The sequence below is a fragment of the Micromonospora sp. NPDC002389 genome, from assembly GCF_040296095.1.
Taxonomy (GTDB): Bacteria; Actinomycetota; Actinomycetes; order Mycobacteriales; family Micromonosporaceae; genus Micromonospora.
The window spans coordinates 253,935-274,843 of sequence record NZ_JBEOWP010000006.1 but is presented as its reverse complement, the minus strand read 5'-3'; the positions used below and the strand labels follow the sequence as shown (position 1 = coordinate 274,843).

The following is a 20,909-nucleotide window of genomic DNA, read 5'->3' as shown; positions in this document are numbered from 1 at the left end:
CCGACAGCCCTGATCATCCCCACTTGGCCTCTTCTGCGCCCGCGTGGGTCCGTCGTACCGGGAGTCGTGATTGACGCCTTCCAATCTCGGGTGCCGACGCCTACCATCCAGTAACCGAATGTTCTTCACGTAATGATCCCGCCCGATGGTCCCCCGTCCACAGAGGATCGCCATGCCTGGTCACACCGCCACCCGCCGGCTGCTCGCCGGTGCGACCGCAGCCCTCGCGGTCGCCACCGCACTCGTCGGCGTGTCGTCCCCCGCCACCGCCACCGCCACCGCCACCGCCGCCCCCGACGCCGGCACCCTCGCCGTGAACGTCGCCAGCGCCTTCGCCGGCAACGACTACTGCCTCGGCGAGTGCTCCGAGATCCTGCCGCCCGGCCAGAACGGCAACGCCACCCTCGTCGAGGTCCTGGGCAACCAGGCGTTCGGCACGCTGCCCCGGCACTCCGCCGACCAGCTCGACACGTACGCCAACCTGGTCTACGGCTACGCCGGGCTGCGCGAGGACCAGGTCAGCACGTTCTTCCGGGACGCCTCCTTCGGCGTCGCGCCCAGCCAGGTCGAACGCGACTACTCCCCGCGCTCCGACGTACGCATCGTGCGCGACCGCACCAACGGTGTCCCGCACATCACCGGCACCACCCGGGGCGGCACCATGTACGGCGCCGGCTACGCCGGAGCCGAGGACCGACTCTTCACGATGGACCTGCTGCGGCACGTGGGTCGGGGCACGCTGACCCCGTTCGCCGGTGGCGCACCGGGCAACCGGGCGCTGGAGCAGAGCGTGTGGCGTACCTCCCCCTACACGGAGGCCGACCTGCAGGCCCAGGTGAACGCGTTGCGCGGCAAGGGCGGGGCGCGCGGCGAGCAGCTCTACGCCGACGTGCAGGAGTACGTCGCCGGGGTCAACGCCTACATCCAGACCTGCATGGCCAACCGCAACTGCCCCGGCGAGTACGTGCTGACCGGTCACCTCGACGCGATCACCAACGCCGGTGGGCCGAAGCCGTTCGTGATGACCGACCTGATCGCCATCGCCGGGGTCGTCGGCGGCCTGTTCGGCGGTGGTGGCGGCACCGAGATGCAGTCGGCGCTGGTGCGCATCGCTTCCCGGGCCAAGTTCGGGCCGACCGAGGGCGACCGGGTGTGGAACGCCTTCCGGGGGCAGAACGACCCGGAGACCGTGTTGACCCTGCACGACGGGCAGAGCTTCCCGTACGGTGACGCCTCGCCGAACGCGCCCAGCGTGGTGCTGCCGGACGCCGGGTCGGCCCGGGTCGAGCCGATCTTCACCGACCCGACCGGCTCCGCCACCGCCGCCACCACCTCGAACCGCAGCTCCGAGCTGGCCGCCGCGCTCTCCGGGCTGACCATCGACCCGGCGCACCGGGGCATGTCCAACGCGGCCGTGGTCTCCGCCGCCCACTCCGCCACCGGGCACCCGATCGCCGTCTTCGGGCCGCAGACCGGCTACTTCTCCCCGCAACTGCTGATGGTGCAGGAGTTGCAGGGACCGGGCATCAGCGCCCGGGGCGCCGCCTTCGCCGGACTCAACCTCTATGTCCTGCTCGGCCGGGGCCAGGACTACGCGTGGAGCGCCACCTCCTCGATCCACGACATCACCGACACGTACGCGGTGCCGCTCTGCGTCCCCGGCGGCGGTTCGCCGACGCTGGCCAGCAACCATTACCTGTTCCGGGGTCAGTGCCTGGCGATGGAGGAGCTGTCCCGGGTCAACCGGTGGACCCCGACCGTCGCCGACGGCACCGCGGCCGGGTCGTACAAGCTGGTCGCCTGGCGTACCAAGCTGGGCCTGGTGGGCTGGCGCGGCACGGTGGGCGGCGTGCCGCACGCGTTTACCCAACTGCGCTCCACCTACGGTCGTGAGGCCGACTCGGCCATCGGCTTCCAGATGTTCAACGACCCGACCCAGATGGGTTCCGCCGAGGCGTTCCTCACCTCCGCCAACAACGTCGAGTACGCCTTCAACTGGTTCTACGTCAACTCCACCCAGTCGGCGTACTTCAACTCCGGGCTCAACCCGGTGCGGGCGGCCGGCAGCAACCCGAACCTGCCGATGAAGGCCGAGCGCGCCTACGAGTGGCAGGACTTCGACCCGGCGACCGGCACCGCCCGGTACGCGCCGCGTGCGGCCCACCCGCAGTCGATCAACCAGGACTACTACATCAGTTGGAACAACAAGCAGGCCAAGGACTTCGGTGCCGCCGACGGCAACTTCAGCTTCGGCGCCGTACACCGGGGTGACCTGCTGGACAAGCCGATGAAGGCGGCCATCTCGGCGGGCCGCAAGTTCGACCGGGCCTCACTGACCGAGCTGGTGCAGAAGGCCGGGCTGACCGACCTGCGCGGTGCCGAGGTGCTCGGCGAGCTGATCCGGGTGCTGGAGAGCCAACCGGTCACCGACAGCGCGCTGACCACCGAGATCAACCGGCTCAAGGCCTGGCGGCAGGCGGGTGCGCTGCGGGTGGAGACCGCCAAGGGCTCCAAGGTGTACCAGCACGCCGAGGCGATCCGTACCTTCGACGCCTGGTGGCCGCTGCTGGTGCGGGGCATGTTCCGCGACCAGCTCGGCACGGACCTCTACCAGTCGGTGATCAACGCGATGCAGATCAACGAGTCGCCGTCCGGTCTGCAACAGGGCGACGTGTCGAACCTGCCGTCGTCGGCGAACAGCGCGCAGACCCACAAGGGTTCGGCGTTCCAGTACGGCTGGTGGGGCTACGTCGACAAGGACCTGCGGGCGGTGCTGGGTGACCCGGTCGCCGGAGGCCCCGGGCGGACCTTCTGCGGCGCCGGCAACCTGGGTACGTGCCGTCAGGTGCTGCTGGACACGCTGCGCACCGCGTCGACGACCCCGGCCGCCCAGACGTACCCGGGCGACGCCACCTGCGCCGCCGGTGACCAGTGGTGCGCGGACGCGATCGTCCAGTCGCCGCTGGGCGGGATCAAGCACGCCACCATCGCCTGGCAGAACCGCCCCACCTACCAGCAGGTGGTGTCGTTCCCGGCCCGGCGCGGCGACACGGTGACCAACCTGGCCACCGGGCGGCCGGTGACCGCCTCCAGCAGCCAACTCGGCAACGGCGCCGCCCGCGCCGTCGATGGTGACCTGAACACCCGCTGGGCCAGCTCCTGGTCGGACAACCAGTGGCTGCGGGTGGACCTGGGCTCGGTGCGGCAGGTCGGCCGGGTGGTCCTGGCCTGGGAGTCCGCGTACGCCCGGTCGTACCGCGTCGAGGTCTCCGACGACGGCGGCACCTGGCGGACGGTCTGGTCGACCACGGCCGGCGACGGCGGCACGGACGTGCTCACCTTCGCCCCCCAACAGGCCCGCTATGTGCGGGTGTACGGGCTCACCCGGGCCACCACGTACGGCTTCTCGCTGTGGGAGCTGTCCGCGTACGCGCAGTGACACAGACGGGCGCGGCCGGGGCGAGATCGCCCCGGCCGCGCCCGTACCCACGTGCCCCGGTCAGGCCAGCGAGATCTGGTCCCCGTCGACCTTGACCTCCTTGGCCGGCAGGCCGGTGGTCGCCGGCCCGGCCTTGACCGAGCCGTCCTCGATGGAGAACTTGCTGCCGTGACAGGTGCAGTTGATCGTCCCGCCGTCGACGTTCGACACCGGGCAGCCCTGGTGCGTGCAGATCGGGTCGAACCCCTTGAACTCACCGGCGCTGGGTTGGGTGATCACCACGCCCTGCGCGGCGAAGACCGCTCCCCCGCCGACCGGGATGTCGGCGGTCCGGGCCAGCGACTGCGCCCCCTCGCGGTCCCCGCCGCCGGGGTCACCGGTGTCGGTGACCTCCGGGCCGCCGCTGGTCGGGGCCGCGCCGTCGCCGGAATCGTCACCGCCACCGCACCCGGCCAGCACCACCGCCGCGCCGACCGCGCCCACGCCGGTCAGCAGGCTCCGTCGGGTACGCGTGTCCGGCCCGGCCAGCACCTGTTCGTCACTCATGCTGCCTCGCTTCTCTGTTCGGCTACCACCGTGCATGATCCGTGGCTACATCTCACGACACGCACCACTCTGCCCGGTGGTTCACCCGATCGGCCACTCGGGCGTACCCCAACGGGTGGACCCGACCGCCGCCACGGGCGACGGCCGGGCCTGCCGATCAGCGGGCGGCGGCCGCCTTGCGACCACGCGTCTTGGCACCGTCGGCCTTGGCACCGTTGGTCTTGGCACCGCCGGCTTTGGCACCGTTGGCCTTGGCGGCCCGGGCGGTGGCCGCCTTCGCGCCCTTGGCCGTGCCGTCGAGCTTGAGCACGGTACGCAGGAACTGCCCGGTGTGGCTCTCGGTGACCTCGGCGACCTCCTCCGGGGTGCCGGTGGCGAGCACCGTGCCGCCCCGGTGGCCGCCCTCCGGGCCCATGTCGATCAGCCAGTCGGCACTCTTGATCACGTCGAGGTTGTGCTCGATGGTGATCACCGTGTTGCCCTTGTCGACCAGCCCCTCCAGCACCAGCAGCAGCTTGCGGATGTCCTCGAAGTGCAGGCCGGTGGTCGGCTCGTCGAGCACGTACACCGTCCGTCCGGTGGACCGCTTCTGCAACTCGGAGGCGAGCTTGACGCGCTGCGCCTCACCGCCGGAGAGCGTCGGCGCCGGCTGGCCCAGACGGACGTAGCCCAGACCCACGTCGACAAGCGTCTTGAGGTGCCGGTGGATGGCCGGGATGGCGGAGAAGAACTCGGCCGCCTCCTCGATCGGCATCTCCAGCACGTCGGAGACGGTCTTGCCCTTGTAGTGCACCTCCAGGGTCTCCCGGTTGTACCGGGCGCCCTTGCAGACCTCGCACGGCACGTACACGTCGGGCAGGAAGTTCATCTCGATCTTGATGGTGCCGTCGCCGGAACACGCCTCGCAGCGCCCGCCCTTGACGTTGAACGAGAACCGCCCCGGCCCGTACCCGCGGACCTTGGCCTCGGTGGTCTCGGCGAACAGCTTGCGCACGTGGTCCCAGACGCCGGTGTAGGTGGCCGGGTTCGAGCGCGGCGTCCGGCCGATCGGTGACTGGTCGACCCCGACGACCTTGTCCACGTGCTCCAGCCCGCCGACCCGGGTGTGCCGGCCGGGCACCAGCCGGGCACCGTTGATCTGGTTGGCCAGCACCGCGTAGAGGATGTCGTTGACCAGCGTCGACTTGCCCGACCCGCTGACCCCGGTGACGGCGATCAACTGGCCCAGCGGGAAGCTCACCGTCAGGTTGCGCAGGTTGTGCTCGCGGGCGCCCTGCACCACCAGCTCCCGGCCCGGCGTCTGCGGGCGGCGCCCCGCCGGGATCGGGATCTCCCGGCGACCCGACAGGTACGCCCCGGTCATCGACTCCGGGTTGCTCAGCAGCTCCGGCACCGAGCCGCTGTGCACGATCTGCCCGCCGTGCTCCCCCGCGCCGGGACCGATGTCCACGATCCAGTCGGCGGTGCGGATGGTGTCCTCGTCGTGCTCGACCACGATCAGCGTGTTGCCCAGGCCGCGCAGCCGGACCAGGGTCTCGATCAGCCGGTGGTTGTCGCGCTGGTGCAGCCCGATCGACGGCTCGTCCAGCACGTAGAGCACGCCGACCAGGCCGGAACCGATCTGGGTGGCGAGCCGGATGCGCTGCGCCTCACCACCGGAGAGCGTGCCGGCGGCCCGGTCCAGGGAGAGGTAGTCCAGACCGACGTCGAGCAGGAACCGCAGCCGGGCGTTGATCTCCTTGAGCACCCGCTCGGCGATCAGCTTCTGCCGGTCGGTCAGCTCGATGCCGGCCAGCAGGTCGGCGCACTCGCCGACGGACAGGTTGCACACCTCGGCGATGCTGCGCCCGGCCAGCGTGACGGCGAGCACCTCCGGCTTGAGCCGGGCACCGCCGCAGGCCGCACAGGGCACGTCACGCATGTACCCCTCGTACTTGTCCCGGGACCACTCCGACTCGGTGTCGGAGTGCCGGCGCTCGATCCACTGCACCACGCCCTCGAAACCGGTGTAGTACGAGCGCTCCCGGCCGTACTTGTTGCGGTAGCGCACGTGCACCTGGTCGTCGGAGCCGTGCAGGATGGTCTTCTGAGCCCGCGACGGCAGCGCCCGCCACGGGGTGTCGACGGTGAAGTGCTCGGCCTCGCCGAGCGCCTCCAGCAGCCGCAGGAAGTACTCCAGGTTGTGCCCGGTCGCCCAGGGCTGGATCGCGCCCTCGCGCAGGCTGCGCTCCGGGTCCGGGACGACCAGCTCCGGGTCGACCTCCTTCTTGGTGCCCAGGCCGGTGCACTCCGGGCAGGCGCCGTAGGGCGCGTTGAAGGAGAAGACCCGGGGCTCCAGGTCCTCGATCGCCAGCGGGTGGTCGTTCGGGCAGGCCAGGTGCTCGGAGTAGCGACGCTCCCGGTCCGGGTCGTCCTCGGCCAGGTCGACGAAGTCCAGCAGCACCAGCCCGCCGGAGAGCCCGAGCGCCGCCTCGACCGAGTCGGTCAGCCGCTGCTTGGCGCCAGCCTTGACGCTGAGCCGGTCGATCACCACCTCGATGGTGTGCTTCTCCTGCTTCTTGAGCTTCGGCGGGTCGGTGAGCTGGTGCACCACCCCGTCGACCCGGGCCCGGGCGTACCCCTTGGACTGCAGCTCGGCGAAGAGGTCGACGTACTCGCCCTTGCGGCCGCGCACCACCGGGGCGAGCACCATGAAGCGGGTGCCCTCGGCCATCGCCAGGACCCGGTCGACGATCTGCTGCGGGCTCTGCTTGGAGATCCGCTCGCCGCAGACCGGGCAGTGCGGTACGCCGACCCGGGCGAACAGCAGCCGCAGGTAGTCGTAGACCTCGGTGATGGTGCCGACGGTCGAGCGCGGGTTGCGGGAGGTCGACTTCTGGTCGATCGAGACCGCCGGGCTCAGCCCCTCGATGAAGTCGACGTCCGGCTTGTCCATCTGGCCGAGGAACTGCCGCGCGTACGACGACAGCGACTCGACGTAGCGGCGCTGCCCCTCGGCGAAGATCGTGTCGAAGGCCAGGCTCGACTTGCCCGACCCGGACAGCCCGGTGAACACGATCAGGGCGTCCCGGGGCAGGTCGAGGCTGACGTCACGCAGGTTGTGCTCACGTGCGCCACGAATGATCAAACGGTCGGCCACGGTCCGTGTACTCCCGGGTGAGAATGACGAAGGAAGATCTGTCCGCTTTCGGGTCGAACCCGAGGTTATGGGGGGTGTCCCTGCGGTTGTGCCGGCGCCCAGAAAGCGCCTCGGCAACTGTAGACCCGCCCTACGACAATCTGCCCCGACGGCGGGGCCGCCGGGCGGCGCGCCGCCGGGATTCGTGAGCGATCTCGCGGTGCAACCGCCGCCAGCTCTCCCAGCGCCGGGCGGTCAGCTCGCCGACCCGCAGCGCGTCCTGCACGGCGCAGCCCGGCTCGGCCTCGTGCCCGCAGTCGCCGTACCGGCACTCGGCGGCCAGTGCGGCGATGTCGCCGAAGGCCCGGTCGAGCCCGGCCGCGCCGTCGAGCAGACCGACCGCCCGGACCCCCGGGGTGTCCACCACCGCCCCACCGCCCGGCAGCGGCACCAGCGCCCGCCAGGTGGTGGTGTGCCGGCCCTTGCCGTCCACCCGCCGGATCGCCTGGGTCGGCATGACCGTCGCCCCGGCCAACGCGTTGACCAGGCTCGACTTGCCCGCACCGGAGGGCCCCAGCAGGCCGAGGGTGCGACCGACGCCGACCTCGGCGCGCAACGGGTCCAGACCGGTCCCGCGCTCGGCGCTGACCGGCAGCACCGGCACGCCGGGGGCGAGCGCCGCGAGCTGCCGCGCCACCGCCGCCGGGTCGGCCGCCAGGTCGGTCTTGGTCAGCACCACCAGGGGACGGGCGCCGGACTCGTGGGCCAGCGCCAGCAGCCGCTCGACGCGGGCGGCGTCCGGCTCCGGGTGCACCGCCTCCACCACGGCGGCCACGTCCAGGTTGGCGGCCAGCAGGTGACCGGCGGCGTCCTTGCCGGCGGTGCGCCGCACCAACGCGGTACGCCGGGGCAGCACCGCCTCCACCGTGATCCGGGCGTCGGGCCAGCGCCCGAGCAGCACCCAGTCACCCACGCCCGGCAGCCGGGTGGGGTCACCGGCGGCGGCGACCAGCACCGCCCCACCCGAGGTGGCGCGCACCGGCCCCGCCTCGGTCAGGACGGTGCAGACCCCACGGTCGACCCGGGCCACCCGGCCCGGACGATGATCGGTACGGATCCGTCGTAGGTGCGCCGCCCGCTCGGCGTCCCAGCCCAGGGCGGTCAACGTGATACTCATGCTCGACCGCCACCTCTTCCACTCCGGCGTCGTCAGTCACCGCAGACGGTAGGCCCGGCGACGCCGCGCCGGAAGTGAATTCCCCGGCGACGCGGCACGCCCGGACGGCTAGGGTCGGAACGTGACGACGGATCCCCTTTTACTGACCGGTGACGTGACCGACGCCACCGCCCGGCTGCTGCGTACGGCGGCCGCTTTCGACACCGACGAGCTGGCCGCACCGTCGCTGCTGCCCGGCTGGACCCGCGGCCACGTCCTGGCCCACCTCTGTCGCAACGCCGACGGATTCGTCAACCTGCTCACCTCGGCGCGCACCGGCGAGCCGATCCCGATGTACGCCAGCCTCGAAACCCGCGACGCCGACATCGAGGCCGGCGCGTCCCGCCCGCCCGAGGAGCACCTGGACGACCTGCGCCGCAGCGCGGACCGCTTCACCGAGGCGGTCGCCGCGATGCCGGTGCCGGCCTGGGCGGCCACCGTCGAGACCCGGCGGGGCCCCTGGCCGGCCGCCCTGCTGGTCTGGGGACGACTCCGGGAGTTGGAGATCCACCACGTCGACCTGGCCGCCGGTTACCGGCCGGCGGACTGGTCGCCGACCTTCGGCCATCGGCTGCTGCACGAGGTGGCCACCGGCTTCGCCGGCCGCGACGACGCACCGCCGATGGTGCTGCGCTTCGACGGCGCCGGCCACGAACTGGTGGTGGGCGAGCGCGCGGGTGCGCCCGTCGTCACCGGTCCGGCGGCGGAACTCGCCGCCTGGTTGACCGGCCGCAGCACCGGCACCGCCCTGACCGTCGTCCCCGACGGTGACCTGCCCCGCCCACCGGAATGGATCTAGGAAGACGATGACCTACAGCGGAGATGTCACCCCCGGCGGCCCGCCGGCCGTACGCGAACTCGACGCGCTGACCATCACCAAGGTGTCGGTCGGTCCGATGGACAACAACGCGTACCTGCTGCGCTGTCGACACACCGGTGAGCAGGTGCTGATCGACGCCGCCAACGAGGCGCCCCGGCTGCTGGAACTGATCGGTGACGGCGGGCTGCGCACCGTGGTCACCACCCACCAGCACATGGACCACTGGGTGGGGCTGGAGGAGGTCGTCGCCAAGACCGGGGCCCGCGCGCTGGTGCACGCCGACGACGCCCAGGGGCTGCCGATCGCGGCGCAGACCCTGGCCGACGGGGACACGGTGCCGGTGGGTGACTGCACCCTGGAGGTCATCCACATCAAGGGGCACACGCCGGGTTCGGTGGCGTTGCTCTACCGCGACCCGGCCGGCACCCCGCACCTGTGGACCGGCGACAGCCTCTTCCCAGGTGGGATCGGCAACACGGACCAGGACCCGGAGCGTTTCGCCGCGCTCATCGACGACGTGGAACACAAGCTGTTCGACCGGCTGCCCGACGAGACCTGGTTCTATCCGGGCCACGGCCGGGACTCGACGCTCGGCGCGGAACGCCCGCACCTGGCCGAGTGGCGCGCCCGGGGCTGGTGAGTCGGCCGACGCCGGTCCGGGTGCGATGCGCAGCCGTCGAATCCGGACCGGCGTCCGTAGCTCAGGGTGTGACCTCGCGCAGCCGGCGACGCACGCCGAGCAGCACCAGGGCGGCCAGCAGCAGGCCGCCGACCATGGTGACCAGCATCGGGCTGGCGCCACCGGGCAGCAGCCCGACCAGCGAGCGCGACGCGGTGCCCACCGCCAGATAGAGCCCGGCCCACGCGCCCGCCCCGAGCGAGGCGAAGCCGAGGAAGCGCGGATACGACATGTTCAGGCCGCCGGCCGCGAGCGGCAGCAGCGCGTTGAACACCGGCAGGAACGGGGCGACCAGCACCAGCCGGCCGCCGTTGCGACGCAGGATGACCTCTGCGGTGGCCCAGCGGGTCTCCCCGACCCAGCCACCGAAGCGGCTGCGGCGCAGGTCGGAGCCCCACCGCCGGCCGACGAGGAAGGTCAGCGACCATCCGGCGAGGCATCCGGTGACCACGGCGACGAAGGTCGCCAGCCCCGTGGTCGGGCTGCCGACCGCCACGGCGGCGAGGATCGCCACGTCGCCGGGGACGAGGACACCGAACAGCGGGACCGCGTCGAAGAGCATGACCACCCCGAGCACCGCCATCAACAGGGCGACGGGAAGTTCTCCGACCTGGGCCAGCTGGTTCGCCATGCCCCGTACGCTATTGCCTGACCCTGGTGGTGAACATCAGGATTCCTCCCCACACTGCGGCTGGTGTGCTCCGGGTCATCCCTGATCCGTCTCTCCACCGCCCGGATCGCCCCGCCGGCGACTCCCTGAGGCGCTTCGCCCCGCAAATCCGCTATTCACCGGTTACTGTCGGGAAGGTATCGGGCGGCCACCGGCGTGGAGCCGGCGGTCGCCCGCCTGGAACAGGGAGAGAGACGCATGGCAACCGGCACCGTGAAGTGGTTCAACTCGGAAAAGGGCTTCGGCTTCATCGAACAGGATGGTGGAGGCCCGGACGTCTTCGTCCACTACTCGGCCATCGCGAGCAGTGGCTACCGCGAGCTGACCGAGGGACAGAAGGTCGAGTTCGACGTGACCCAGGGGCAGAAGGGGCCGCAGGCGGACAACGTCCGACCGATGTGACCCGTGCCGGGGTGGCGGCGGCCGGCACGACCGGCCGCCGCCGCACGTCCACCGGCGCCTCGCCTCAGGCGGCCAGCCGCCGGCCGAGTTCCTGCACGACCTGCTCGGCCACGGTCGGCGGGATCGCCGCCGCGATCTCCTCGGGAGTGAGCCCGGCCAGCACACCGGCGATGATCGCCTGCTCGTCGGTGAAGTCGCGGTTGGCCAGCGCATCCACCGCCGCCTGCAACGCGGTCAACTGCGCGCCCAGGCTCCGCAGTGTCGGGTGCCCGACCTTGAACTTCGGGTCGGTGTGGTCCTCACCCATGGTCGTGCGGGTGTACGTCTGCCCGATCGGGTTGCGCCCGTCCAGGACGGTGAGGTTGCGGTGAACGGTCTTGAGCCAGTTGTGCTCCTCGGGGGTCATGTCCCTCTCCTCCTGCTCGGGCGTGATGAGTCCGATGGTGCTCAGGTAGCGGCGGAACAGCGGCGTCTGGTCGCGCCCCGCCTTGATCGAGTCGCGGAAGAAACTGAAGTGGGTGTGCCACAGGTGGGAACTGTCGCCGGTGCTGCGCCGCCCCAGTCGGTCCCACCGTCGCACCACCTTGCCGTCGGGTGAGTAGATGATCTCGCGGATGTCCCGGGTGTCCGCCGTGTTGGCGGCGCACTGGGTCACACACCAGGTCGAGAACGTGAACAGGTCATGCTGGCGACCGCCGCTGCTGACCCGGAACATGCCCACGTCCAGCGCGGCCGCGTCCAGGGTCAGACCGTTGCGGTCCCGAGGCGACTCGACCACCGAGTAGTCGTTGGCGACGACCCGGTCCGAACCGGTGTGGTAGCCCCCGCGGTGGTTGGCGTCGCCGACGATGCCCACCTCGTTGGGTTCCAGGTCCTCGTCGCGTACCCGATTCGGGTCGCGGTTGAGGTGTTTGAGCAGCAAACTGCGGACGGCCATCAGGTTCGCCGGTGCCCGCGTCATGGTTCTCCCCCCTCTGCGGATTCGTCGGGGGCCGGGCACGTTCGTGACACCGCGTGCGCGCTAGGAAGGTTACACAACGGCGCCCGGCCAGTGGTTGCACAGCGCCGGGCGTACTCCCACCATAGCCCCACTTCTGGACGAATGCCCAGCTCAGAGCCGCTTTAATTCAGCTTGGAGAAGGCTGTGAGGCAGAGTGGACAACCGACAGGACCACTGCGGACGGATGCCCCGGGTCATGGATGATCTCCCGATGTCCACCACGGAGAGTGACGGCGGCGCCGAGTGGTTCGCCGGTGCCCGGGTTGCGCGCGTACCGGGGGTGGGCCCCGCCGGAGACCTGCAACCGCAACCGGTGCCCGGGGGCGAAGCGGTGGGCGGCCGGCCACATCTCCACCGGCACCGCGACCGCACCGGTGGCGTCCGGCCGGAACCGTTGCGGGTCGACGCGGACCAGCCCGTCGCACACGTTCCAGGAACGGCCCCGCCGGTCCACGTCGCACAGTCGCACGAAGACGTCCAGGTGGGCCAGCTCGCTGCGCAGGTGGATCTCCGCCCGCACCGGACCGATCACCTCGACCGCGTGCGCCAGCGGGTCGGTGGTCCAGGTCAGCACGTCGGGACGGGCCTCGACCGGACGGTTGTCGAACGGCCCGGCGCGCTGGGCCACCAGCAGCGGGCCGCCCAGCGAGGGGGTCGGGTCGGCCGGGTCGTACCAGAAGCCGTCCGGCGGTGACGGCACCGGCGCCGAGGTGCGCAGCGCGAAGCCCGGGTGCAGGTGCCACCGGACTGTCCGGGCCGGTGGTGGCCAGTCGGGCAGGTCACGCCAGCCGCCACCAGCACCGCCCAGGTGCACCCGCACCGGCGCGCCGGCACCGGTGCCCCGATCGTCGCCGGTCGCCGGCTCACCGGCACCCGCATCCCCGTCGCCGCCAGCCGAGGACGCGCCGACCGGCGCGGCGGTGCGGTCGTTCAGGTGCTCGTCGAGCCAGCCCAATCCCTCGCGCAGCGCGGCCACGAACAGGCCGGGACTGCCGTGGGTCCACGGCCCCACCACCAGCCTCGGCCGGGCGCCGGTGGCGCGCAGAGCCGCGTAGTCGCGCAACTGGGCGGGCAGGAAGATGTCGTGCCACCCGCTGACCATCGCCACCGGGGCCCGCACCTGATCGAGCCGGTCGTCGAAGACCCGGGTACGCCAGTAGTCGGCCTGCGGGGTGTGGTGTTCCAGCCACTCCTGGAAGAACGGCACGGTGACCCCGGTGGCGATCCGGTCCGCCTCGACCAGCGGCAGGTGTGCCAGGGCAGCGGCCAGCCGGGGTTGGCCCCGCTTGAGCTCCCACTGCCGGGCCAGCCACGGCACGGTCTGCGCCTGGAGCAGTTCCACCCAGGTCAGCACCGTGTCCAGGGCGAACGACTCACCCGCGTAGGTGGAGTCGCGGGTGGTCGAGGCGGTGGCCACGGCGACCATCGCCCGCAGCTCCGGACCCGCGTCGGCGGCCAGCGCCCACTGCACGAAACCCTGATAGCTCGCGCCGAACATGCCGAACGCGCCCCGCCACCAGGGCTGCCGGCGCAGCCAGTCGAGGGTGTCCAGCCCGTCGTCGCGCTCGAAGACGAACGGGTCGAACGACCCGCCCGAGCCGAAGGTGCCCCGGCAGGACTGGATGACCACGTGGAATCCACGCTCGGCGGCGAGCCGGCAGAGCAGCCGCATCGGCCCGCCCCGCCCGTACGGGGTGCGGATCAGCACGGTGGGCGCGTCCACCAGGTCGGGGCGGTAGTGGTCGGTACGCAGGATCACCCCGTCGCGGGCCCGCACCGGGATGTCCCGGGTGACGGTGACCCGACGGGTACGCGCCGGCGGCAGTCGCAGCGCGGCCCCGGCGAGCGCCGACGTCAGCCGATCCCACATCGGGTCAGTCCGTCCGGCGTCGGGGCGACTCGGGTCGGGCGCCGCGGACCGTGTCCCGGTGTTCCCGCAGCGACGCGCCCATGGCCGAGATGAAGCGGTACACCACCTCCAGCTCGTCGTCGCGGAAGCCGCCCATCACCCGGTCGGTGCGCTCGCCCAGCGGCCGGAAGAAGTCCATCGCCAGCGCGGCACCACGGTCGGCGTAGCGCAACAGGATCTTGCGCCGGTCGGTGGGATCGCGGTCCCGCCGGATGTGCCCGCCCCGTTCCAGCCGGTCGATCAGGGCGGTGACCGACCCGGAGGAGATGCCGAGGTGTTCGCCGAGCCGCCCGGGAGTGATCGGCGCATCGGCCAGCTCGGCGTCCATCACCGCGATCAGCGCCTGCAGGTCGGTGACGTTGAGGCCGTGCTGCCCGGCGAAGGCGTGCCCCACGTGCTGGGCGTCCACGCCGTAGCGGCGCAGCTCCGCGGTGATCTCGGCGATCAGCAGGTCCCGGCGGGTATCCCGCCGCCGGTACATCCCCTGAGCCGCCACGTCGCGCCGCTTCCCCTCCCGAACGCCCGCGTCGGAGCATACCCAGCCGGACGTTGCACACCGTTGTCGAGATTCTCACCCCGTCAGTAGTTGCCACATCTATCTTGATGGGTAAAACTCTCGACTGTCTAGATATCTGGCTGTCGAGAGACCTGTTTCGAGGGGCCCTTACGGATGTCCGTGTTAACCCGCGTCGCGCGCAGCCGCCGCGCAGCCTGGCTCACCGTCCTGCTGACGGTCGTCTTCGGCGCGATCGTCTTCGCCCTGCCCACCCCCGACAACCCGGCGCCGGTCTCCGCCACCGGGCTGTCCGAGAGCTGGGAGTCGACCCAGGTCGAGCTACTCCAGGACGAACTACCCCAGAGCGACGTCGCCGCCGCCGTGGTCGTGGTCAGCCGCGACGACGACGCCCCGCTGACCGACGCCGACCGGGCCGCGATCACCAACGGCACCAGCGGGCTCAGCGAGTTCGCCGTCGGCGGCCAGGTCGTCCCGCCCCAGGTCTCCCCCGACGGCACGGTCGCCCTGGTCGTCGTGCCGATGTCCACCGCCGGCGGCCAGGACGCGGTCAGCGCAGAGGTGGCCGAGCTGCGCGAGGCACTCACCGCCCTGCCCGGGGAACTGACCGTCGAGGTCACCGGCGGGCCCGCCTTCACCGCCGACCTCACCAAGGTCTTCGAGGGCGCCGACCTCACCCTGCTGGCCTTCACCGCCGCCGTCGTCGCGGTCCTGCTGCTGGTCACCTACCGCAGCCCGCTGCTCTGGCTGGTCCCGCTGACCATCGTGGCGGCCACCGAACAGATCACCCTGCGCGCCCTGGACACCATCATCCCGGCGGTCGGCATCAACTTCGCCGGTGGCGCCGTCACCGGCATCGCCAGCGTCCTCGTCTTCGGTGCCGCCACCAACTACGCCCTGCTGCTCATCGCCCGCTACCGCGAGGAACTGCGCCGCGAGGAGGACCGCTTCGTCGCGATGCGCAAGGCCCTGCGCCGCACCGCCGAGCCGATCCTGGCCAGCGGCGGCACCGTCATGCTCGGCGTACTCACGCTGCTGCTCAGCGAACGGGAACTCAACCGTGCCCTCGCCGTGGCCTGCGCCACCGGCATCCTGCTCGCGATGGCATCGGCACTGCTGGTGCTGCCCGCCGCCCTGGTGCTCGGCGGCCGCCGCCTGTTCTGGCCGCTGGTGCCCGAGGTCGGCAGCGTCGGCCGCGAGGGCCGGATCTGGGGCCGTCTCGGCGCCGCCGTGATCCGCCGCCCGGTGCCCGTCGCGGCGCTGGCCACCCTGCTGCTGGCCGCGCTCGCCCTGGGCGGGCTGGGCCTGCGCACCGGCCTGTCCGAGACCGAGCAGTTCCGGGTCGAGCCGGAGGCGGTGGCCGGTGCGCAGACTCTCGGCCGCGCCTTCCCCGCCGGCACCACCCAACCCGTCGCCGTGATGACCAACCCGGGCGCCGTACCGGCCGTCACCGAGGCCGCCACCGCCGTCGACGGGGTCGCCTCCGCCCGACCCGGCCTCGCCGGAGACGCCGTCGCCCAGATCGACGTCGTCCTCGACGCCGAACCCGGCACCGCCGCTGCGAACCGCACCCTGGCCGCGCTGCGCGACGCCGTCGCCGCGGTACCCGACTCGGCGCCCCCGGCCCCGGCCGGCGTCGACGACGTCTCCGGCGCCCTGGTGGGCGGCAGCCTCGCCGGCGACTACGACTCCGCCGCCGCCGACAACCGGGACCTACGGGTGATCCTGCCGCTGATCCTGCTGCTGGTCGGCGCGGTGCTCGTCCTGCTGCTGCGCGGCATCATCGCGCCGGTGCTGCTGGTGGTCACCGTGGTCGCCTCGTACTTCGCCAGCCTCGGCGGCGCGTGGCTGCTCTTCGATCACGTCCTGGGCTTCCCGGCACTGGACACCACGGTCCCGCTGCTGGCCTTCGTCTTCCTCGTCGCGCTCGGCGTGGACTACAACATCTTCCTGGTCACCCGGGCCCGGGAGGACGCCCGCGCCACCGGCACCCGCGAGGGCATGCTCTCCGCGCTCCGCGCCACCGGCGGCGTCATCACCAGCGCCGGCATCCTGCTCGCCGCCGTCTTCGCGCTGCTCGGCGTGCTGCCACTGATCACGCTGACCCAGATCGGCATCATCGTCTGCCTCGGCGTCCTGCTGGACACCCTGCTCGTCCGCACGGTCGTCGTGCCGGCGCTGGCGTTCCTGCTCGGCGAGAAGTTCTGGTGGCCCGGCCGGATCACCCGCGATCAGAACCCCAGGCAGACGCACTCCGACATGAGCGCCCGCACGTTGCGCACGTAACCCGGATTGGGGATGGCCAACGGCTCTCCCGGCCGGGCCACCGCCCCGTGACCGAAGTTGTACGCGGCGATCACCGCGTTGAGCAGACAGGAGTCCAGTACGCCCGAGGTGCACAGGCTCGCGTCCAGCCGGTAGTCGGCGTCGAAGTACATGTCACCGATGTACTTGGTGAGCCACGCCAGATAGGTGCCGCCGAGGTAGGCGTTGTCCCGGTAGTCCCACACGTCGTAGCTCTGCCCGAACCGCTGGTTCATCCAGGTCGCGGTGTCCGGCATCACCTGCATCAGGCCGATGCCCTCGTCGCAGGCGACGATGTTGGACTGCCACCCGCTCTCCTGCCAGGCGGTCGCCTTGATCAGGTTCAGCGGGACGCGGATGTCCGGCGCGGAGGTCGGCCAGTAGGTCCGGCCTGCCGCGTCGGTCAGCGCCGCCTTGGCCTGCGCCCGGCTGGCCTGCTCGCCCTTGTACGTGGGCCGGCAGCCACTGGGCGCGGGCTTCGGCGGCTTCGGCGGCACGTTGGTCTCCGTCGGCGGCTTCGGCACCGCCCGGGGTGCCGGGGCGCTCCGTCGCGGCGTCGGCCGCACGCTCGCCGTCGGCGACGGCGCGGCAGCGGACCGGGGCGCGGCCCCCATCGACTGGACCGCCTTCGGCGTGGGACTGGCCTCGTCCGGCTCCTCCGACTCGGTGGCCTGCGTCGGCTCCGCCGCCTCGGTCGGCAACGCGACCGGCGCGGGCACCTCCGTCGCGGGAGCGTCCACTCTGGCGCAACCTCCCCCGGTCGCCAACAACACTCCGGCGAGCAGCACAGCGCCCAGCCTGGTGACGCTCCGTCCCATGTCGACCCCCTTCGGCAGTGACGAGCCCGCCGCACCCTAACAGCCGCAGGTCGCGATTCGGGGCCCGCACATCCACCCCGCCCAGGTCAACCCCCCTCTCGGCTACACCGTCGAGCCGTAGCCCGGATCGCCCCGCGACCCGGCAGTCACCGCCCGGTCCCGAGTGGCCCACGCCACCATGAACACCGCCGGCCACGCCGCGCCCAGCAACACCGCGCCCACCGTCCCGCTGGCCGTGCTCATCCCCAGATAGAGCCGCGCCCCGCCGATGGCGACCACCCCGACCGCCGCGACCGTCCAGGCCGCCACCGCCAACGGCCACCGCGCCCCCCGCGACAGCAACCAGGCCAGCGTGCACAGACTGGCGGTGACCACCACGTTCTGCGTGGAGAACAGCACCGTCCGACCTCCGGCGGCCAGGTCGGCCACCACCGCCAGCACCACCAACGGCACGAACGCGCCGACCGTGCCGACCACACTGAGCAGGTCCGCCTGCCACGGCCGGTGCCGCCACGCCTGCACCAGCGCCACCACCGCGACCACCACGATCAACGACGAGCCGCGCAGCACCGACACCGCCGCCTGCGTCGCCTCCACCGCGTCCGGCGTGCGCCGGGCCGCGAACCACCCCGCGATCGCCCCGTCAACCAGCGCGAGACCGCTGTGCCGGACCACCGCCCGCAACGTCCAGGCGATGACCAGACCGACCACGAACAGCAGCACCACCCCGGCCGCCAGGTTCGCCAGCAACGCCCACGCCGGACCGAGCCGCAGACTGAGCAGGAAGAACAGCAACCCGTACCGGGCCGACAACCACCGCAGCGGCGGCAGCCGCGCGGCCCGGGTCAACAACGCCCGCGCCGGGTCCGGGTTACGCCCCAGCCACCGCCCCACCAGCACCACCGCGAGCAGGGCCGCGATCAGCACCAGCACCGCGCCGGTGGCCCGCCCGAGCAGCCGGGACACCGTCTCGTACGACTCGCCCGCCAGGTGCCCGACCAGCACCGACCCGCCCACCCAGGTCGCCACCCCGGCCAGGTTCCACGGCGCGAACCGGCGGTACGGCATGCCCGCCGCACCCGCCAGCCGGGGCACCAGCGTCCGGGCGAACGCCACCCAACGAGCGGTCAGCACACCCCGGCCGCCCATCCGGCCGAGCATCGCGTCCGCCCGCGCCCACCGCTGCGGCCCCACCCGCGCACCCCACCGGCTCGCCCGCAACCGGGGCCCGTAGCGCCGCCCGGCGCGGAACGCCACCGCGTCCCCCGCCGCCGCCGCGACGACCATCACCGCCAGCGCCGGACCGAGCCGCAACGTCCCCGTGTACGTGAGGAAGCCCACCAACAGCAGCGTGGCCTCACCCGGCGCGACCAACCCGACGAGCAACGCCGTCTCGGCCGCGACCACCAGGGCCGCCACCACGTAGATCAGACCCGGTGGCAGGCTCTGCACCGAGTTCAGCAGGTCGTGCACGGCGCCCCCGGATCACCTCGGCAGGACTGCCCTGCAAGTGTGACAGTGCTCTCCGTCACCGCGCGGCCCCACTCTCCGGTGACCCCGACGCCACGCGGCTACCGCCCAGGCGGGAGGATGGAGCTCATGCAGCTGCGCACCGACCTTCGCAACGTCGCCATCATCGCTCACGTCGACCACGGCAAGACCACCCTGGTCGATGCCATGTTGCGGCAGGCCGGCGCCTATGGCGCCCGGGGCGAGGTGACCGAGCGGGTGATGGACTCGATGGACCTCGAACGCGAGAAGGGCATCACCATCCTCGCCAAGAACACCGGCGTGCGCTACCTGCCGGCGGACGGCTCGGACCCGGTCACCATCAACATCATCGACACCCCCGGCCACGCCGACTTCGGCGGCGAGGTCGAGCGCGGCCTGACCATGGTCGACGGCGTGGTGCTGCTGGTCGACGCCAGCGAGGGCCCGCTGCCGCAGACCCGGTTCGTGCTCCGCAAGGCCCTCAAGGCCCGGATGCCGATCATCCTCGTGATCAACAAGGTGGACCGTCCCGACGCCCGGATCAAAGAGGTCGTCGACGACACCTACGAGCTCTTCCTCGACCTCGACGCCGATGAGGAGCAGATCGACTTCCCGATCGTCTACGCCTGCGCCCGCGACGGCATCGCCTCGCTGACCCAGCCCGCCGACGGCTCCGTACCCCAGGACAGCCAGAGCCTGGAGCCGCTGTTCCGCACCCTGCTGGACACCATCCCGCCGCCCGCGTACGACGAGCAGGCCCCGCTGCAGGCCCACGTCACCAACCTCGACGCCTCCCCGTTCCTCGGCCGCCTCGCGCTGTGCCGGGTCCGGCAGGGCACCATCGCCAAGGGCCAGAGCGTGGCCTGGTGCCGCACCGACGGCAGCACCCAGCGGGTCCGCATCTCCGAGCTGCTGATGACCGAGGGCCTGGAGCGCAAGCCCGCCGAGTCGGCCGGCCCGGGCGACATCATCGCCGTCGCCGGCATCCCGGAGATCATGATCGGCGAGACGCTCGCCGACGCGGAGAACCCGCAGCCGCTGCCGCTGATCACCGTCGACGAGCCGGCCATCTCGATGACCATCGGCACCAACACCTCGCCGCTGGTCGGCCGGGTCAAGGGCGCCAAGGTCACCGCCCGCATGGTCAAGGACCGGCTGGACAAGGAACTCATCGGCAACGTGTCGCTGCGGGTCCTGCCCACCGAGCGCCCGGACGCCTGGGAGGTGCAGGGCCGGGGCGAGCTGGCGCTGGCGATCCTGGTCGAGCAGATGCGCCGCGAGTCCTTCGAACTGACCGTCGGCAAGCCGCAGGTGGTCACCCGCGAGATCGACGGCCGCACCTGCGAGCCGGTGGAGCGGCTCACCATCGACTCGCCCGACGAGTACCTCGGCGCGATCACCCAGCTCCTGGCCACCCGCAAGGGCCGGATGGAGCAACTGGTCAACCACGGCACCGGCTGGATCCGGATGGAGTGGCTGGTCCCGGCGCGCGGCCTGATCGGCTTCCGCACCGAGTTCCTCACCGAGACCCGCGGCACCGGCATCCTGCACCACGTCTTCGAGTCGTACGAGCCGTGGTTCGGCGAGCTGCGGACCCGCAACAACGGCTCGCTGGTCGCCGACCGGTCCGGCGCGGTCACCGCCTTCGCGATGACCAACCTCCAGGAGCGCGGCCAGCTCTTCGTCGAGCCCACCACCGAGGTGTACGAGGGCATGATCGTCGGGGAGAACTCCCGCTCCGACGACATGGACGTCAACATCACCAAGGAGAAGAAGCTCACCAACATGCGCTCCTCCACGGCCGACGAGACCGAGAAGCTGATCCCGCCGCGCAAGCTGTCGCTGGAGCAGGCCCTCGAGTTCTGCCGCGAGGACGAGTGCGTCGAGGTCACCCCCGCCGCCGTACGCATCCGCAAGGTCGTGCTCGACCAGACCCAGCGGGCGCGCACCGCAGCCCGCCGCAAGCACGCCGGCTGACCCCTG

The 20,909-nt window shown here is 71.9% G+C and carries 15 protein-coding genes; 6 read left to right on the top strand and 9 right to left on the bottom strand.

Going from position 1 to position 20,909, the window contains the following annotated elements; genetic code table 11:
• Positions 1-172 precede the first annotated feature (172 nt).
• Positions 173-3,439 carry a penicillin acylase family protein gene (locus tag ABT008_RS14230; RefSeq protein ID WP_350696525.1) on the top strand — a complete coding sequence of 1,089 codons (3,267 nt, stop codon included), beginning with the start codon at positions 173-175 and terminating at the stop codon, positions 3,437-3,439.
• Positions 3,440-3,499: 60 nt separating this feature from the next.
• On the opposite strand, the gene ABT008_RS14225 is transcribed toward ABT008_RS14230, so the two are convergent.
• From ABT008_RS14225 to rsgA, 3 genes are all read right to left on the bottom strand, one after another.
• A complete protein-coding gene (locus ABT008_RS14225) occupies positions 3,500-3,985 on the bottom strand; it encodes a Rieske (2Fe-2S) protein (RefSeq protein ID WP_350696524.1) in 486 nt (161 codons plus the stop codon).
• 157 nt (positions 3,986-4,142) lie between these two features.
• Complete coding sequence (uvrA, locus tag ABT008_RS14220) at positions 4,143-7,124, bottom strand: excinuclease ABC subunit UvrA (RefSeq protein ID WP_350696522.1); 2,982 nt, start codon at positions 7,122-7,124, stop codon at positions 4,143-4,145.
• A gap of 130 nt (positions 7,125-7,254) precedes the next feature.
• Entirely contained in the window at positions 7,255-8,280 is a 1,026-nt protein-coding gene (rsgA, locus tag ABT008_RS14215; protein ID WP_350696521.1) for a ribosome small subunit-dependent GTPase A, read from the bottom strand.
• Between the two features lie 121 nt (positions 8,281-8,401).
• On the opposite strand from rsgA, the gene ABT008_RS14210 reads away from it, so the two are divergent.
• The gene (locus tag ABT008_RS14210; protein ID WP_350696520.1) at positions 8,402-9,118 is read left to right on the top strand and encodes a maleylpyruvate isomerase family mycothiol-dependent enzyme; all 717 of its coding nucleotides are present in this window, start codon (positions 8,402-8,404) and stop codon (positions 9,116-9,118) included.
• Positions 9,119-9,125: 7 nt separating this feature from the next.
• On the top strand, positions 9,126-9,779 hold the full coding sequence (locus ABT008_RS14205) for an MBL fold metallo-hydrolase (protein WP_350696519.1): 654 nt from the start codon (positions 9,126-9,128) through the stop codon (positions 9,777-9,779).
• 61 nt (positions 9,780-9,840) lie between these two features.
• Here the strand turns inward: ABT008_RS14205 and ABT008_RS14200 are convergent, their stop codons facing one another.
• Positions 9,841-10,449, bottom strand: a complete 609-nt coding sequence (locus tag ABT008_RS14200; protein WP_350696518.1) for a DedA family protein — start codon at positions 10,447-10,449, stop codon at positions 9,841-9,843.
• 237 nt (positions 10,450-10,686) lie between these two features.
• Here ABT008_RS14200 and ABT008_RS14195 point away from each other — a divergent pair, with 237 nt between their 5' ends.
• Complete coding sequence (locus ABT008_RS14195; protein ID WP_111219891.1) at positions 10,687-10,890, top strand: cold-shock protein; 204 nt, start codon at positions 10,687-10,689, stop codon at positions 10,888-10,890.
• A 64-nt stretch (positions 10,891-10,954) separates the two neighbouring features.
• On the opposite strand, the gene ABT008_RS14190 is transcribed toward ABT008_RS14195, so the two are convergent.
• The 3 genes from ABT008_RS14190 to ABT008_RS14180 form a co-directional block, all read right to left on the bottom strand.
• Positions 10,955-11,851, bottom strand: a complete 897-nt coding sequence (locus tag ABT008_RS14190) for a hypothetical protein (protein WP_350696516.1) — start codon at positions 11,849-11,851, stop codon at positions 10,955-10,957.
• A gap of 166 nt (positions 11,852-12,017) precedes the next feature.
• Positions 12,018-13,760 (bottom strand): CocE/NonD family hydrolase, encoded by a 1,743-nt coding sequence (locus tag ABT008_RS14185; RefSeq protein ID WP_350696514.1) that lies wholly within the window; start codon positions 13,758-13,760, stop codon positions 12,018-12,020.
• Between the two features lie 4 nt (positions 13,761-13,764).
• Entirely contained in the window at positions 13,765-14,280 is a 516-nt protein-coding gene (locus tag ABT008_RS14180; protein WP_350696794.1) for a MarR family winged helix-turn-helix transcriptional regulator, read from the bottom strand.
• Between the two features lie 189 nt (positions 14,281-14,469).
• On the opposite strand from ABT008_RS14180, the gene ABT008_RS14175 reads away from it, so the two are divergent.
• Positions 14,470-16,599: an MMPL family transporter gene (locus ABT008_RS14175; protein WP_350696513.1), complete on the top strand. Its 2,130-nt coding sequence runs from the start codon at positions 14,470-14,472 to the stop codon at positions 16,597-16,599.
• Here the strand turns inward: ABT008_RS14175 and ABT008_RS14170 are convergent.
• Both ABT008_RS14170 and ABT008_RS14165 read right to left on the bottom strand, forming a co-directional pair.
• Positions 16,545-17,435, bottom strand: coding sequence for a transglycosylase SLT domain-containing protein (locus ABT008_RS14170; protein ID WP_350696511.1), 891 nt, complete (start codon positions 17,433-17,435; stop codon positions 16,545-16,547). The genes ABT008_RS14175 and ABT008_RS14170 overlap by 55 nt on opposite strands.
• Positions 17,436-17,537: 102 nt before the next feature.
• Positions 17,538-18,908, bottom strand: coding sequence for a DedA family protein (locus ABT008_RS14165; RefSeq protein ID WP_350696510.1), 1,371 nt, complete (start codon positions 18,906-18,908; stop codon positions 17,538-17,540).
• 126 nt (positions 18,909-19,034) lie between these two features.
• On the opposite strand from ABT008_RS14165, the gene typA reads away from it, so the two are divergent.
• Positions 19,035-20,903, top strand: a complete 1,869-nt coding sequence (gene typA, locus ABT008_RS14160) for a translational GTPase TypA (protein ID WP_350696509.1) — start codon at positions 19,035-19,037, stop codon at positions 20,901-20,903.
• Positions 20,904-20,909 lie beyond the last annotated feature (6 nt).